Genomic DNA, 16,254 nt, shown 5'->3' on the forward strand with positions numbered 1-16,254 from the left:
CGGCTTCGGCCGGCCCCGCCCCGGGTGGCGCCTTCGCCCGAAACTCCGCTACACCTTGGGGATGGATCTGGATTCCCGTCGTTTTCTGCCCCTTCTGCTCGTGCTGCTGCTTTCGGCCTGCGTCTTTGGGGGCGGCGACAAGGACAAGCGCCCGCCGCGTCCGCGCGGCAGCGGGCCGATCACGCTCACGGGCCCGACCCCCGCCGACACCCGCCAATGCTATGCCGACCTGTCGCGCGCGGGCGTGCGGTTCAGCCCGCTTCCGGATCGCGATTATGGCGGCGGCTGCCAGGTTTTGGGCGCGGTGCAGCTGCTTGATTTCGGCACCCCTACCTCCGGCCTGAAGGCGATCCGCTGCCCCACCGCCCGCGCCTTTGTCGGCTGGGTCCAGCACGGCGTCGGCCCTGCCGCCCGCCAGATCCTGGGCAGCAACGTGGTGCGGATCGAAAGCTATGGCAGCTATGTCTGTCGCGGCATCGTCGGCCAGGGTGCCGCCGGGTCGGCCAAGCTGTCGGAGCACGGCCTTGCCAACGCGATCGATGTCGGCGGCTTCGTGCTGGCCGACGGCCGCCGCATCAGCATCGAACAGGGGTGGCAGTCGCGCGATCCTGCGGTTCAGCAGTTCCTGCAGATCGTCCGCCGCTCGGCGTGCCGGCGGTTCCGCACCGTCCTGAGCCCGGACTATAATGCCGCGCACTACAACCACTTGCACTTCGACATGGGCGGCCGCGGCGGCTATTGCCGCTAGCTTGCGCCAGCGCCCCGTCTCTCTAGATTGGACCGCTTTCGCCCGGCGCGCGCCCTCTGCCCGCGCCGGCTGTTGCAGGAAATGTCATGACCGATACCCGAGTACCGTCGCGCGTATTTCGCGACGCCAAGCACGAGGCCGAGAGCGCCCGGACCCAGATCTCGACGCCGCAGACCGAGCATCCGGCCTATCGTCTCGCCTTCCAGGACATGGACTTCCTGCTGCGCGAGGACCTGCGTCCGGTTCGCTTCCAGCTGGAACTGCTGAAGCCGGAACTGGTGTTCGATGCCGCCAAGATCGCCTCGACCTTCGTGATCTATGGCTCGGCGCGCATCCCCGAGCCCTGCAAGGCGGGGGCCCTTCTGGAACTCGCCCAGGACGACCGCGCCAGGCGCATCGCCGAGCGGCTGATCGCCAAGTCCAAATATTATGATGTCGCCCGCGAACTCGCCGGCCTCGCCAGCAACTTCCCGCTGGCGGAGGACGGCCGGCGCCAGTTCGTCGTGTGTTCGGGCGGTGGCCCCTCGATCATGGAGGCCGCGAACCGCGGCGCGGCCGAGGCCGGCGCCGAATCGATCGGGCTCAACATCGTGCTGCCGCACGAACAGGCACCGAACTCCTACGTGACGCCGGGACTGTCGATGCAGTTCCACTATTTCGCGCTGCGCAAGATGCACTTCCTGCTGCGCGCCCGCGCGGTCGCGGTGTTTCCGGGCGGGTTCGGCACGTTCGACGAGGCGTTCGAACTGCTGACCCTGATCCAGACCGGCAAGGTCGCGCCGATCCCGGTGCTCTTCTACGGCCGCGAGTTCTGGAACCGGGTCGTGAACCTGGAGGCTCTGTGCGAAGAGGGCGTGATCTCGCCCCGCGACCTCGACCTCATCACCTTCTGCGAAACCGCGGAAGAAGGCTGGGACGCGGTCAAGGCATTCTATCGCGCCCGCGGCGACGAATTGCCGGAATAGGCCCGGCGCGCCCGCGCAAGCCAGCGCGCCCTAGAAGTCGACGGCGACCCCCTTCAGCTCCCAGTCGCCATAGCGCACCGGGTTCTTGCCGAGGGGATCGTCGGAAGGCGGGGAAACCGGCTCAGGCGCGGGCACCGGCCGGTTTTTGGAAAGATGCTCGGGTGGCTTCACGTGGGGCGGTCGCTGGCCCATGGGACTCTCCGGAAAAGGACGTACGCGATGTTCCACATCGGCGGCAGGAGGCACGGGATCAAGTGAACGGTTCGACAGGCACGCACGAAAACACGCACGCCGGGGTTTGCGCACCCGGCCGGCGGGGCTGACCTTGGCCCGCCCCCAGCTCGCGCCCGAGCCGCCCGGCGTTCCCGCCCGGCGCGCCGCCCTGCGCCTGCTCGACGCGGTCCTGCGTCGCGGCATCGCCCTCGAAGCCGCGCTCGACCGTGCTACCTCGGACCTCGATCGGCGGGAAGACCGCGGCCTCGTCCACGCGATCGTGAGCGAGGCGCTCCGCCGGCTGCCCGATCTCGACGCGCTTATCGATTCGGCGACGGCACGGCCGCTGCCGGAGGATGCCAAGGCCCGGTTCGCGCTGCGCATCGCCCTGGTCCAGGTCCTCTCGCTCGGCACGCCGCCGCATGCCGCCATCTCCACCGTCCTGCCGCTGGTCGACGGCGGTCCCCGCAAGCTCGTCCACGGCGTCTTCGGCACGCTGATGCGCAAGGGGGCGACGCTTCCGGAACTGCCGACGCTTCCGGCCCTGTTCCACCTCCGCTGGGAAGCGGCCTGGGGCGAGGATGGGGTCGAGGGTGCCCGCGCCGCCATCGCGACGCCGCCGCCGATCGATCTCAGCCTGCGCGGCGACACCACCGCTGCCGAGGGGGTGGAACTCCTCCCCCGCCACCGGCGCTTGCCGGGATCGGTGCCCGTGCCGGAGATTCCGGGTTTTGCCGAGGGCGAATGGTGGGTGCAGGATCTCGCCGCCTCGCTGCCGGCACGCTTGCTGGGCGAGGGGCCCGGCACCGTCATCGACCTGTGCGCCGCTCCGGGCGGCAAGACGCTCCAGCTCGCCGCGGCCGGCTGGGACGTGACCGCGCTCGACGTGTCGGAAAAGCGGCTGGCGCGCGTGTCCGAGAATCTCGAGCGCACCGGCCTTTCGGCGCGGATCGTCACGGCCGATGCCCTGCGCTGGAAGCCGGAGGCTCCGGTCGATGCGCTGCTCATCGACGCGCCGTGCAGCGCCACCGGCATCTTCCGCCGCCACCCCGACGTGCTCCATCGGGTCCGCCCGTCCGTGATCGCCGAGGCGGCCGAGGTCCAGGCACAGCTGCTCGCACGCACCGCCGACTGGGTGAAGCCCGGCGGCCGGCTCGTCTACGCCACCTGCTCGCTGGAGCGTGAGGAGGGCGAGGCGCAGGTCGAGCGCTTCCTTGCCGAGCATCCCGACTACCGGCTCGTCCCGGCGTCCGCCGAGGTGCTTCCGGCGGGGATCGAACCGCATCCGCGTGGCTGGATCCGCACGCTGCCCGGCATGCTCGCCGATCAGGGCGGCCTCGACGGCTTCTTCATCGCACGCATGGACCGGATCGGCTGAGACGCACGGTTGCGGGCGGGGTCTGCCATGCTAGAGGTCTGGCAATCATGACCAGACCCGTTCGCATCGCCCCGTCCATCCTTTCCGCCGATTTCGCACGGCTGGGCGAAGAGGTGCGCGCGATCGACGCGGCTGGCGCCGACTGGATCCACGTCGACGTGATGGACGGGCATTTCGTGCCCAACCTGACGATCGGGCCGATGGTGGTGAAGGCGCTGCGCCAGCACAGCGCCAAGCCGTTCGACGTGCACCTGATGATCGCGCCCGCCGATCCGCTGCTCCAGCCCTTTGCCGAGGCCGGGGCGGACATCATCTCGGTTCATCCCGAGGCGGGACCCCATCTCCACCGCTCGCTCCAGGCGATCAAGGCGCTGGGCAAGCGCGCGGGCGTCGTGCTCAACCCGGCGACGCCGGTGGAGTCCGTCGACCCGGTCCTCGACCTGGTCGACCTGATCATGGTGATGAGCGTCAACCCCGGCTTCGGCGGGCAGAAGTTCCTATCGAGCCAGCTCGCCAAGATCGCAGCCCTGCGCCAGCGCATCGACGCGACCGGCCGCGACATCGACCTGGAAGTGGACGGCGGCATCGACCGGACGACGGCGCCGCAGGCGGTTGCCGCCGGCGCGAACGTGCTGGTCGCCGGCACCGCCACCTTCGCCGGCGGCCCCGCTGCCTATGCCGACAATATCCGGGCATTGAGAGGCATGTGACGAACCCACTTCCCGAAGAGACCGGACCCGACGGGATCGAGGCGGGCAAGCGGCTCATCCGCCAGAGCGGCGGCAAGGGCCTGTCACTGGCCGAGCGGCTTTCGGAGCGGCTCGAAAGGCTGGCGTGGCGCACGCCCTTCCACGCGCTGCGCCTGCGCGGCAAGCATCCGCTGAAGCTGATCGCGGTCGCGGACGACCCCTTCTTCGGCGACATCGAACGCGGCGAGGCGCTGCTCGACGGCGTGCTGCTGTTCCGCGGGGAGGCGGTGCCGATCAACGCACTGTCCCTCGCGCGCCCGACCTTTTCCGCGCCCTTTGCGGAATATCTCCACAGCTTCGCCTGGCTTCGGGACCTGTCGAGCGTCGCGACCCGCGCGACCGCCGCGCCGATCGCGGAGGCGATCATGCGCCACTGGCTCGCCGCGCACGAGACCAGGGTCTCCGACCCTGCCTGGCGTGCCGATATCTGGGGCCGGCGCCTGCTGTTCTGGACCGCCCACGCGCCGCTGATCCTGTCGAGCACGGACCTCGTCTATCGCTCCAAGGTGCTGCACGCGCTTGCCCGCGGCGCCCGCCACCTCGACAGCAGCGCCGCGAAGGTCGCGGCCGGCGTGCCGCGAGTCGCCGCCTGGTCGGGCGTGATCGCGGCCGGCCTGATGATTCCCGGCGGGGAGCCGCGCCGCGTGTTCGGCGAGGCGCACTTCGCCCGCGCGCTCGCAGCCGCGGTGTTCGAGGACGGCGGTACCCTCGGCCGCTCGCCCGCCGATCAGCTCGACCTGATCCAGCTGCTCACCATGCTGCGCGAGACCTATGCCGCGCGGCGGATGGAAGCACCCGAGATACTCGGCGAGACGCTGACCCGGCTGGTCGCGGCGCTGCTGGGCGTGTGCCACTCCGACGGCGGGCTCGGCAGCTGGCAGGGGTCCGCGCCGATCCCGGGCGAGCGCATCGAACAGATCGTCGAGGCAACCGGCGTGCGGACCCGCCCGCTGCGCCAGGCGCGCGAATGGGGCTATCAGCGGCTCTCCGCGGGCAAGACGGTGGTGGTGGTAGACGCCGCACCGCCGCCGGCCAATCGCCAGGCGACCGGCGGCTGCGCCTCCACCCTCGCCTTCGAGCTTTCGGACGGCGGGCAGCGCATCGTCGTCAACTGCGGCGGTGCCAACGGCGCGGTCCTGACGCTTCCGCCCAGCCTTGCTCCGGCGCTGCGCACCACCGCCGCCCATTCGACCCTCGTCCTGGGCGATTCCAACTCCACCGCGATCCACGCCGACGGCGCGCTCGGCAAGGGCGTGACGGAGGTCGAGCTCAGCCGTCAGGAGACCGACGAGCTCAGCCGGATCGAAGCGAGCCACGACGGCTATGTTCGCCGCCTGGGGCTGATCCACCGCCGCATGATCACGCTCTCCACCGACGGCCGCGACATGGTGGGAGAGGACACGCTGCTCCCCGCGTCCGCGCGCGGCGGCGGCGGCAAGCAGGGCGACGTCGGTTTCGCGATCCGCTTCCACCTCGGGCACGGGGTGGAGGTCGCCCCGACCGCAGACGGCCTCGCCGCCTTCCTTCGCCTCGCCGACGGACGCGCCGTCTGGCAGTTCCGCTGCCGCGGCGCCGCGCTCGCGGTCGAGGAAAGCCTGTGGATCGACGGCGAAGGCCGCCCGCACGCCACGCGGCAGCTGGTGCTCACCGGCATGGCGCCTCCCGGCGGCGCCGGCATCGGCTGGCGCTTCCACCGCGCGCGCTAGCCGCAAGGCCGCGCACCCCCTTGCCTCCCCGGCCAAACGGGTCGAAGGAGCCGCGCATGAACGTCACCGTCACGCGCGCGCTGCTCTCCGTTTCGGACAAGAGCGGCATCCTCGACCTCGCCCGGGCGCTCGACCGCCACGGCGTGGAACTGGTCTCCACCGGCGGCACCGCCAAGGCGATCCGCGAGGCGGGCCTGCCCGTCCGCGACATCTCCGACCTCACCGGCTTTCCCGAGATGATGGACGGCCGCGTGAAGACGCTGCACCCGGTGGTGCACGGCGGCCTCCTCGCCGTCCGCGACAACCCGGAGCATGTCGCCTCGATGACCGAGCACGGCATCGGCGCGATCGACCTGGTGGTGGTCAACCTCTATCCCTTCGCCCAGACGGTCGCCAAGGGCGCCGACCGCGACGAGATCATCGAGAACATCGACATCGGCGGCCCCTCGATGGTGCGCTCCGCTGCCAAGAACCACGCCCATGTCGCGATCGTCACCGATCCCGCCGATTATGCCGCACTGGTCGAGGAACTCGACACCAACGCCGGCGCCACGCGGCTCGAGACGCGGCGCCGCTTCGCTGCGAAGGCCTATGCCGCAACCGCCGCCTATGATTCGGCGATCGCCGGCTGGTTCGCCAGCGTCGACCAGGGCGAGACCCTGCCGCAGACGCTGCCGCTCGCCTTCACCCGTGCGGACATGCTGCGCTATGGCGAGAACCCGCACCAGTCCGCTGCGCTGTACCTGCCGAACACCGGCACCACCCGCGGCATCGCCCAGGGCCAGCAGCTCCAGGGCAAGGCGCTCAGCTACAACAACTACAACGACGCCGACGCCGCGCTTGAGCTCGTCTCCGAGTTCCGCGACGGCCCGCCGACCGTCGTCATCGTCAAGCACGCCAACCCCTGCGGCGTCGCCACCGGCGACACGCTGCTGGAGGCCTATCAGGCGGCTCTCGCCTGCGACAGCGTCTCCGCGTTCGGCGGCATCATCGCGCTCAACCGCCCGCTCGACGGCGAGACCGCGCGCGCGATCAGCGGCATCTTCACCGAAGTGGTGTGCGCGCCTGACGCTGACGAAGAAGCGCGCGCGATCTTCGCTGCCAAGAAGAACCTGCGCCTGATCGTGACCGGCGAACTGCCCGATCCCGCGCGCACCGGCCTTGCCATCAAGTCGATCGCCGGCGGCCTGCTGGTCCAGTCGCGCGACAATGGCCTGCTCTCGGCGCAAGAGCTCAAGGTCGTGACCAAGCGCGCCCCGACCGAGCAGGAGCTCGCCGACTGCCGCTTCGCCTGGACGGTGGCCAAGCACGTCAAGTCGAACGCGATCGTCTATGCCAAGGGCGGCAGCACCGCCGGCATCGGCGCGGGCCAGATGAACCGCCTCGAATCCGCACGCATCGCCGCGTGGAAGGCGAAGGACGCCGCCGAAAAGGCTGGCTGGGCCGAACCCCGCACGATCGGCTCGGCCGTCGCCTCCGACGCCTTCTTCCCCTTCGCCGACGGCCTGCTTGCCGCGGTCGAGGCGGGCGCCACCGCCGTGATCCAGCCGGGCGGGTCGATCCGCGACGCAGAAGTGATCGCCGCCGCCGACGAGGCCGGCCTCGCGATGGTCTTCACGGGCATGCGCCACTTCCGCCACTGATCGGCGGCGCCATCGCTACAATCGAAAAGGGGCGTCGCGGGGCGCCCCTTTTTTTTGTTCGTCGCTCCCCCGCCGCGCCGACCCAGCGGCGCAGTCGGGCTAGACCTTGTGCTTTTCCGTGGGGAAGCTGGGGGTCGCCGGCGCCTTGCGGAACAGCGCTCGGTCAGAGGGCCGGAACGCCCAGCGCCACAGCACAAAGCCATAGGCGATCAGGATCGCGGGGACGCCAAAGATCATCTCCGCCCACTCCAGCGACGGCGGCAGCATCATGATGACCGAACCCACGGCACAACCGGCAGCGATCGCGCCCAGGAACGGCTTGCGGATCTCCGCCACCGGATAGCCCAGGATGCGCGAAAGCAGCCGCGACTTCAGCCAGGATCCGCAGCCGACCGACACTGCCAGGGCAACAGCCGGACCCGCCGCCTGCCATTCCGGGGGATAGCCGAGCGCGCGCATCAGGAAGACGAGCGCGAAACTCAGCAGCACCTGGAACGTCAGCAGGGCGCCCGACAGCATCAGGTTGCGATGGCGCGCGACATAGACGAGCGCGGCTTCCGACACCGCCCCGGTCGAGGCGAGGACCTCCGCCACCAGCAGGAACGAGAGCGCCCCCGCCCCGCTGACGAACTGCGGACCAACGATGCCCATCACGCCTTCGGCCGGGATCGATCCTGCCAGCGCCAGCGCAGCCTGCGCAGCCATGATCCAGAAGCCGACCTGCATGACTTGGCGGGCGACGGCCGCCTTGTTCCCTTCGGCCAGGCTCTTGGTGATAACCGGACCCAGTACGGGATCGAAGCTGGTCTTGAGCTTCTGCGGCAGCGAGGCGACCTGCTGCGCCATGTAATAGATGCCGACCACCGCCGGCGGGAACAGCACGCCCAGGATGAAGCGGTCGACGTTGCGCGATCCCCATTCCAGCGCATCGGCGCCTGCAAGCGGCATGTTGCGCCGCGCCAGCGCCAGCATCGGCCGCAGGTGCGGCGACCAGCCGTGCGGCAGGCCATAGCTGCGCAGGAACGGGATCAGCGAGGCGATCAGCGCCGCTGCCATCGACAGCACATAGGACAGGATCAAGCCGTCGCGGGTCGAGTAATAGGACAGCGCCCAGGCGGCGATCGAGATCGTCCACGGCTCCACCACGGCCCGCGCCGTGACCGCTGCCTTGACGTTCAGCCGATAGGCGAGCGCGGCCAGGCTCACGTCCGACCAGGCGATCGCGAACACGATCAGCGGCAACAGCCGGTCGAAACCAACGATGTCGCTGTTGGGGTACATGACCTGCGGGAAGAGGTAGAGAAGCGCGCTCGCCACCATCGAGGCGACGAACGCGACCATCATCGCGTCCCACACGACATGGGCGTGCGGCCGATCGGTGGAGGACAATGCCTGCGCAAGACCGCGCTTGAGTCCCAGCGTCGCGAACAGCGCCGCCAGTTCGACCACCAGCACGGCAAGCGCGAACCGGCCCACCGTATCCGGGCCATAGATGCGGCCGGCGATGAACAGGAACGGAAGCCGCGCGAGCAACCGCAGGACAAAGCCGAACACATTGGTTCGGCCCCCCTTTGCAAGCGCGGCGATATCGCCGCTGGAGGAACTATTCGTCGGGCCGTCTGCGCGGTTCATCCGCGCCCCTTAAGCGAGACCGGCGGTACGTATAAGCCCTTGTTGCAGAATGCGCGACGGCTGCGGCTTTCATGTGACGGTATGACATGCCGGCCGCCCCCCTTTCCCGGGGGAGGGAGGCCGGCTGCAGCCGCCCGGTTAGTGCGCCGCTCCCCAGCTGGGGCCGACGCCGATTTCGACCGCCAGGGGCACCGTCAGCGTCACCGCAGGCTCGGCCGCGGTCCCCATCACGCGTTCGATCACCACCCGGGCCGCATCCGCATCCGCTTCGGGCAGTTCGAACACCAGTTCGTCATGCACCTGCATCAACATGCGGACGTTGGGCAGCCCCGCCTCTGCCAGGGCCGGCTCCATCCGCACCATCGCGCGCTTGATGATGTCGGCACTCGTGCCCTGGATCGGCGCGTTGATCGCGGCGCGTTCGGAGCCTGCACGCTCGGCCTGGTTCTTGGACTTGATCCGCGGGAAGTGCGTCTTGCGGCCGAACAGCGTCGTCGTGAAGCCGCGCTCCTTCACCCCCTCCAGCGTCTCCGCGATATAGCGGTTGATGCCGGGGAAGCGCTCGAAATAGCGGTCGATCATGCCCTGGGCCTCGTCCGCAGACACGTCCAGGCGGCCGGCGAGCCCCCAGCGCGAGATGCCGTAGAGGATCGCGAAGTTGATCGTCTTGGCGCGCGCACGGGTATCGCGGTTGACCTCCCCGAACAGCTCGGTGGCGGTGAGCGAATGGATGTCGTCGCCGCGCGCAAAGGCTTCGCGCAGCTGCGGCACGTCGGCGATGTGCGCCGCCAGCCGCAGCTCGATCTGCGAATAGTCGGCGGCGAGAATGACGTTGCCCGGCTCCGCCACGAACGCGTCGCGAATCTGCCGCCCGACTTCGGTGCGGATCGGGATGTTCTGCAGGTTGGGATCGGTCGACGAGAGCCGACCGGTCTGGGCGCCGGTCAGGCTGTAGCTGGTGTGGACGCGGCCCGTCGCGGGATTGATCTGGGCCTGCAGCGCATCGGTATAGGTGTTCTTGAGCTTGGTCAGCTGGCGCCAGTCGAGCACCTTGGCGGCGATCTCCGCCCCCTGCGGCTGGTCCTTGTCGGCCGACAGCCGCTCCATCTCGGTGACGTCGGTCGAATAGACACCCGACTTGCCCTTGCGCCCGCCCTTCAGGCCAAGCCGGTCGAACAGCACGTCGCCCAGCTGCTTCGGGCTGCCGATGGTGAACGGCCCTCCGGCGAGCGCATGAATCTCGGTCTCCAGCCCCGCGATCTGTCCGGAGAACTCCTCCGACAGCCGCGCGAGCGCGCCCGCGTCCACCTTGACGCCGCGGCACTCCATGTCGGCGAGCACCTGCACCAGCGGCCGGTCCACCATCTCATAAACGCGCGTGACCGATTCATACGGCAGTCGCGGCTTGAACCGCCGCCACAGCCGCAGGGTCACGTCTGCGTCCTCGGCGGCGTAGCGGGTCGCGGTCTTTAGGTCGATTTCGTGAAAGCCGCGCTGGTTCTTGCCGGTGCCGACCACCTCCTTGTACGCGATGCAGCTGTGCGACAGGTGGGTGGCCGCCAGCTCGTCCATGCCATGGCCGTGGCGGCCCGCATCCAGGTCAAAGCTCATGACGATGGTGTCGTCATAGGGCGCCACCCGGATGCCGCCCTCGCCACAGCGCGACAGCACGATCATGTCGTATTTCAGATTATGGCCGATCTTGAGGACGGCCGGGTCCTCCAGCAGCGGCTTGAGCTTGGCGAGTGCCACCCCGCGATCGAGCTGCACCGGCACCTCGGCCAGCAGGTCGTGGCCGCCGTGACCCAGCGGGATGTAGCAGGCGAGGTTCGGCTGCAACGCCAGACTCACGCCCACCAGCTCCGCGCGGGTCGCGTCGAGGCCCGTCGTCTCGGTGTCGACGGCGACCCAACCCTGGTGGCGTGCATTCTCGATCCAGCGATCGAGCGCGGCCTCGTCGACCACCGTCTCATAGCCGTCGTGGTTGCACGGCGCGTCCGCGTCGTCGTCGACGGGTGCGACCGGCGCCTCGGCAGGCGGATCGGCCACCGCCGACAGCCGGTTGAGGAGCGTGCGAAAGCCATGATGTTCCAGGAACGCGCGCAGCGGCGCGTCCGGGATGCCCTGCAGCTCCAGCCCGTCGAGCGGCTCGGGCAGCGGCACGTCGCAGGCGAGCGTCACCAGCTTGCGCGACATGCGCGCCGCCTCGGCATGCTCGATCAGGTTCTCGCGCATCTTCGACTTCTTCATCGTGTCGGCCGCGGCCAGCACCGATTCGACGTCGCCATATTCGTTGATCAGCTCGGCCGCGCGCTTGGGGCCGATACCCGGCACGCCCGGCACATTGTCGACGCTGTCGCCCATCAGCGCGAGCACCTCGCCGAGCTGGCTGGGGGGCACGCCGAACTTCTCGATCACATGCTCGGTGCTCAGCCGGCGGTTGTTCATCGTGTCGAGCATGTCGAGGCTGCCGTCCTCGATCAGCTGCATCAGGTCCTTGTCGGACGACACGATCGTCACCTGCCAGCCCTGCGCCAGCGCCGCCTTGGCATAGCTGGCGATCAGGTCGTCGGCCTCCCAGCCCTCCTCCTCGATGCACGGCAGCGAGAAGGCGCGGGTGGCGTCGCGGATCATCGGGAACTGCGGCTTCAGGTCCTCAGGCGGCGGCGGCCGGTGCGCCTTGTACTGGTCGTACAACTCGTTGCGGAAGGTGGTCGACGACTTGTCGAGGATCACCGCCATGTGCGTCGGCCCCTCCGCCTTGTTGAGGTCGTCGACCAGCTTCCACAGCATGGTGGTGTAGCCATAGACGGCGCCCACGGGCTCGCCATGCTTGTTGGTGAGCGGCGGCAGCCGGTGATAGGCGCGGAAGATGTAGCCGGAGCCGTCGACGAGATAGAGATGGGGCATGGGGGCGGAGATAGCAGCGCCGCCGGCCGGTTACGAGGGGCGGGTTAGGCCCCGCCCGCGGACTTCGACCAGCCGAACCCGCGCTACCCGGGCGCGACCGCCCGGCCGCCTCAGTTGCGGTAGGTGATCAGCGCCTGGACGACCTGCTGGATCAGCTCCTGACGGGTGCGCATCGGTGCCGTCGTGTCGCCGATCAGCACTGCCACCGCATAGCTGCGCCCGTCGGGGGCGGTCAGGATGCCGACATCGTTGAAGCCGGCGTTCCGCGACATCAGGTCCTGGCCGGTGCCGGTCTTGTGCGCCAGCGTCCAGCCCGGCGGCAGCGCCGCGCGCAGTCGCGCCCGGCCGGTCCGCGACGCCGCCATCGTGTCCAGCATATGGCGGGTGGAAGTGGGCGTCAGCAGCCTGCCCTGCTTCAGCCGCATCAGCGCCTCGGCAATGGCGGTGGCGCCGGCGCCGTCGGGCGGATCGGCGACATAGGCGTTGAACGCAGCCAGACGCACGCTCGGGGGCAAGGCACTGCGCGCCTGGTTGAAGCCGCCGCCCAGCGAATATTCCTGGCGCCAGGTCAGCCCTGCAGTCTTGCTCTGGAGCAGCCGCTCGCCCGGGCCGAAGCGGATATTCTGGATGCCGCGCCGGGTCAGGAACGACCGCACCGCCTCGGGTCCGCCGATATAGTTCAGCAGCCGGTCGTTGGCGGTATTGTCGCTCATGGTGAGCGCGCGGCGCATCAGTTCGCGCACCGTCGTGCGATAGCCATCGCCCTTCACCAGCGTCGCGATCGGCTGATGAAACAGCGTCAGGTCCTCCCGCCGCACGACGACCGGATCGTCGAGCGTCAGCTTGCCCTGGTCGATCAGGTCGAGCGCCGCCATCGACACCCACAGCTTGCTGACGCTCTGCTGCGGCATCGGGCGGCTGCCGTTATAGGCGGCGGTCCAGCCCTGATCGATGCTGATGACGGCGGCAGAGGCGGTGCCGTTGAAATTGGCGAGCAGCGTCGTGATCGCCCGGTTCAGCCCCGCCGGCGCCTGCGGAAGCGGGGGCGGCGGTGGCGGCACGGGCACCGCGACGCGATAGGTGGAGGAGGCGGTCGGCGGCGGCAGCAGCGACGCCGGCTCCTGCCGGACGTCATGTACCGCGCAGCCCATCAGCACAAAGGGCGCAGATCCCAACAGGATCAACGCACGCTGGGTGGCGGTAAAATGCTCTCCGTACGTCACGTTATTCTTGGCCCCTCGAAGGCCGAAACCATGCTGTCACAACAGGCGGACCGGCAAGTACACCGGGTAGACGTTGCGGCGAACGACGGTTTTGCAGCGACGAACCGTGAAACCCCTCCGAATGCCCGGGATTCCAAGGATTTCCAGGGGGCTCAGGGCATCAGCACCGTGTCGACGGCTTCCGGAAGCGCCGCGGGATAGTCGAGCGTGTAATGCAGGCCCCGGCTTTCCTTGCGATGGAGCGCGCACCGCACGATCAGCTCTGCCGACTGCAGCAGGTTGCGCAGCTCGATCAGGTCCGGCGTCACCCGGAAATGGCCGTAATAGTCGTTCACTTCCTCGGTCAGCATCGCGATCCGGTGCTGCGCGCGCTCGAGCCGCTTGGTCGTGCGGACGATGCCGACATAGTTCCACATGAACCGGCGGATCTCGGTCCAGTTTTGCTTGATGACGACTTCCTCGTCGGAATCGGCCACGCGGCTTTCGTCCCACGGGCGGATCGGCGGCGGCGGGGGCAGCTCGTCCCAATGGGCGGTGATGTGCTGGGCCGCCGCCTCGCCGAACACGAAGCACTCGAGGAGCGAGTTGGACGCGAGCCGATTGGCGCCGTGCAGACCGGATTCGGTGCATTCTCCGGCCGCGTACAGGCCCGGCAGGTCGGTGCGACCGTCCAGGTCCACGACGATGCCCCCGCAGGTATAATGCTGGGCCGGCACCACCGGGATCGGCTGGCGCGTCATGTCGATGCCCAGGCCCAGCAGCTTGTCGTGGATGTTGGGAAAATGCCCGCGCACGAATTCGGGCGGCATGTGGCTGATGTCCAGGTGGACATAGTCGAGGCCGAAGCGCTTGATCTCGGCATCGATCGCGCGTGCTACCACGTCGCGCGGGGCAAGCTCCGCGCGCGGATCGAGGTCGGGCATGAAGCGGTGGCCGGTCCGCGGGTTCAGCAGGTGCCCGCCCTCGCCGCGCACCGCCTCGGTAATCAGGAAGTTCTTGACCTCCAGATTGTAGAGGCAGGTCGGGTGGAACTGCATCATCTCCATGTTGGAGACACGGCACCCGGCCCGCCACGCCATGGCGATGCCGTCCCCGGTCGCGCCGCCGGGCGCGGTTGAGAAGAGATAGGTCCGCCCCGCGCCACCGGTCGCCAGGATCGTCGCGCGCGCCGTGAACAGCGCCACCCGCCCGGTCGCGCGTTCCAGCGCATAGGCACCCCAAACCCGGCCCGCGCCCGAATAGCGCAGCTCGTGCCGGCCGGTGGCGAGGTCGACCGCGACCATGTCGGGCACCAGCGTGATGTTGGGATGCGCCTGCGCGGCCGCGATCAGCGCTTCCTGCACCGCGCGGCCGGTGGCGTCGTCGACATGGACGATGCGCCGGTGCGAATGACCGCCCTCGCGGGTCAGGTGCCAGCGCCCGTCGCCGTCGCCCACGTTGAACGGCACGCCCAGCGCCGCCAGCCGCTCGATCGCGGCCGGTGCATTGCCGACGACGAACTCCACCGTGGCGCGATCGTTGAGGCCCGCGCCCGCCACCATCGTGTCCTCGATGTGGTTCTCGAACGTGTCGCCCGGCTCCAGCACGGCCGCGATCCCGCCCTGCGCCCAGGCTGTGGAGCCGTCGTCGAGCTGTCCCTTGGCCAGCACCGTGACCCGGAAGCGCTGCGCCAGGTTCAGCGCGGCGCTGAGGCCGGCCGCCCCCGATCCGATGATCAGGACATCGCTGCTGTGCGGGTCGGTCATGCAGATACTCCCGAGGAAGCCGTGCGCGCGCCGGGTGCGTGGCGCGGTTCGCTGGCGGCCGTCGTGCTCACCCGTTGGCGGCGCGCGTCAGGTTCAGGAACACGTCCTCGAGGTCGGCTTCCTTGGTGGAAACGTCGACGATGCCATAGCCGTCGCGCGTGACGGCTGCGAGCACCTCGCCCGCATTGGCCACGTCCTTGCGATAGGTGATCGCCATCACCCGATCGCCCTTGTGCTCGACCTTGCTGAAGCAGCTCGCGCTCGGCAGCGCCGTGATGTCGCGGTCGACCGTCACCTCGACCAGCTTGTCCTGCGCCATCCCCACCAGCGCGCGGGTCGGCTCATTGGCGATCAGCCGGCCGTTGTTGATGATGGCGATGCGGTCGCACAGCTCCTCCGCCTCCTCCAGGTAATGGGTGGTCAGCACCACCGTCACCCCGGCGTCGTTGAGCTGGCGGACATAGGCCCACAGCTGCTGGCGAAGCTCGATGTCGACGCCCGCGGTCGGCTCGTCGAGCACCAGCACCGGCGGCGAATGGACCATCGCCTTGGCCACCATCAGCCGCCGCTTCATCCCGCCCGACAGGCTGCGGGCATAGGCGTTGGCCTTGTCCTCCAGGTGCACCGCGCGCAGCAGCTCCATCGTCCGGCGCTTCGCCTTGGGGATGCCATAGAGGCCGGCCTGGTTCTCCAGCGTCTCGGACGGCGTGAAAAAGGGATCGAAGGTGATCTCCTGGTTCACGATGCCGATCGACGCCTTGGAATTGCGCGGATGCTCGTCGATGTCGAAGCCCCAGATCTCGGCCGTGCCGCTGGACTTGCGGACCAGGCCCGCCAGCGTGTTGATCAGCGTCGACTTGCCCGCGCCATTGGGGCCGAGCAGGCCAAAGATCTGCCCGCGCGGCACATCGAAGGTGACGCCGTCGAGCGCGCGCTTGCCGCCCTCATAGGTCTTGCAAAGGTCTCGGATGCGGATCGCGGCCTGGGTCATGGCCCTGCGGATAGGCGCAGCCGCGGCCAACGCCAATCCCCGCCGTGCGAAAGGACGCGCCCTTACGCGCGCTGCAGCATTGTCGACCGCCGGCCGCCTTGCTATCGCACATGCATGATTCCGCCCGCTGAACTCATCCGCGTCACCACTCCCCGCGTCGCCTGCGATGGCGCCGGGGAGATCGCTCCGGCACTCGGCCATCCGCGCGTGTGGCTGCAGATCGACGAGCATGGCTATGTCGATTGCGGCTATTGCGACCGCCGTTTCGTGCTGGTCGGCGGCCCGGCCGACGGTGTCGACCCGGCGACGCTGCCCGACATCCCGTCTGGCGCCAGCCTCTGACGTCCCTAT

At 69.2% G+C, this 16,254-nt stretch carries 13 protein-coding genes; 7 read left to right on the forward strand and 6 right to left on the reverse strand.

The window, feature by feature from the left end:
• Window positions 1-61 precede the first annotated feature (61 nt).
• Together QP045_RS07655 and QP045_RS07660 are read left to right on the forward strand one after the other, a co-directional pair.
• A complete protein-coding gene (locus QP045_RS07655; RefSeq protein WP_422514378.1) occupies window positions 62-748 on the forward strand; it encodes an extensin family protein in 687 nt (228 codons plus the stop codon).
• An 86-nt stretch (window positions 749-834) separates the two neighbouring features.
• Complete coding sequence (locus QP045_RS07660; RefSeq protein WP_422514379.1) at window positions 835-1,713, forward strand: LOG family protein; 879 nt, start codon at window positions 835-837, stop codon at window positions 1,711-1,713.
• 30 nt (window positions 1,714-1,743) lie between these two features.
• On the opposite strand, the gene QP045_RS07665 is transcribed toward QP045_RS07660, so the two are convergent.
• Window positions 1,744-1,905: a DUF1674 domain-containing protein gene (locus QP045_RS07665; RefSeq protein ID WP_422514380.1), complete on the reverse strand. Its 162-nt coding sequence runs from the start codon at window positions 1,903-1,905 to the stop codon at window positions 1,744-1,746.
• A 133-nt stretch (window positions 1,906-2,038) separates the two neighbouring features.
• Here QP045_RS07665 and QP045_RS07670 point away from each other — a divergent pair, with 133 nt between their 5' ends.
• Genes QP045_RS07670 through purH form a run of 4 tightly spaced genes read left to right on the forward strand, consistent with a single transcriptional unit; the run spans window position 2,039 to window position 7,402 of the window.
• Complete coding sequence (locus QP045_RS07670; protein ID WP_422514381.1) at window positions 2,039-3,304, forward strand: RsmB/NOP family class I SAM-dependent RNA methyltransferase; 1,266 nt, start codon at window positions 2,039-2,041, stop codon at window positions 3,302-3,304.
• 47 nt (window positions 3,305-3,351) lie between these two features.
• On the forward strand, window positions 3,352-4,014 hold the full coding sequence (gene rpe / locus QP045_RS07675; RefSeq protein WP_422514382.1) for a ribulose-phosphate 3-epimerase: 663 nt from the start codon (window positions 3,352-3,354) through the stop codon (window positions 4,012-4,014).
• The gene (locus QP045_RS07680) at window positions 4,011-5,759 is read left to right on the forward strand and encodes a heparinase II/III family protein (RefSeq protein WP_422514383.1); all 1,749 of its coding nucleotides are present in this window, start codon (window positions 4,011-4,013) and stop codon (window positions 5,757-5,759) included. Before rpe ends, QP045_RS07680 begins: the two co-directional genes overlap by 4 nt.
• A gap of 56 nt (window positions 5,760-5,815) precedes the next feature.
• Complete coding sequence (gene purH, locus QP045_RS07685; RefSeq protein ID WP_422514384.1) at window positions 5,816-7,402, forward strand: bifunctional phosphoribosylaminoimidazolecarboxamide formyltransferase/IMP cyclohydrolase; 1,587 nt, start codon at window positions 5,816-5,818, stop codon at window positions 7,400-7,402.
• A gap of 99 nt (window positions 7,403-7,501) precedes the next feature.
• Here the strand turns inward: purH and QP045_RS07690 are convergent, their stop codons facing one another.
• The 5 genes from QP045_RS07690 to QP045_RS07710 form a co-directional block, all read right to left on the reverse strand.
• Window positions 7,502-9,034, reverse strand: a complete 1,533-nt coding sequence (locus QP045_RS07690) for a lipopolysaccharide biosynthesis protein (protein WP_422514385.1) — start codon at window positions 9,032-9,034, stop codon at window positions 7,502-7,504.
• Between the two features lie 138 nt (window positions 9,035-9,172).
• The gene (polA, locus tag QP045_RS07695) at window positions 9,173-11,944 is read right to left on the reverse strand and encodes a DNA polymerase I (RefSeq protein WP_422514386.1); all 2,772 of its coding nucleotides are present in this window, start codon (window positions 11,942-11,944) and stop codon (window positions 9,173-9,175) included.
• Window positions 11,945-12,054: 110 nt separating this feature from the next.
• Window positions 12,055-13,167, reverse strand: coding sequence for a serine hydrolase (locus QP045_RS07700; protein WP_422514387.1), 1,113 nt, complete (start codon window positions 13,165-13,167; stop codon window positions 12,055-12,057).
• A 152-nt stretch (window positions 13,168-13,319) separates the two neighbouring features.
• Window positions 13,320-14,912, reverse strand: a complete 1,593-nt coding sequence (nadB, locus tag QP045_RS07705) for an L-aspartate oxidase (RefSeq protein WP_422514388.1) — start codon at window positions 14,910-14,912, stop codon at window positions 13,320-13,322.
• Between the two features lie 67 nt (window positions 14,913-14,979).
• Window positions 14,980-15,903, reverse strand: a complete 924-nt coding sequence (locus QP045_RS07710) for an ABC transporter ATP-binding protein (RefSeq protein ID WP_422514389.1) — start codon at window positions 15,901-15,903, stop codon at window positions 14,980-14,982.
• 114 nt (window positions 15,904-16,017) lie between these two features.
• Between QP045_RS07710 and QP045_RS07715 the strand changes: the two genes are divergently transcribed.
• Window positions 16,018-16,245, forward strand: coding sequence for a zinc-finger domain-containing protein (locus tag QP045_RS07715; protein ID WP_422514390.1), 228 nt, complete (start codon window positions 16,018-16,020; stop codon window positions 16,243-16,245).
• The last annotated feature ends 9 nt before the right edge of the window (window positions 16,246-16,254 follow it).

The sequence above is a fragment of the Sphingomonas sp. 3-13AW genome (assembly GCF_049311085.1).
GTDB lineage: Bacteria > Pseudomonadota > Alphaproteobacteria > Sphingomonadales > Sphingomonadaceae > Sphingomonas.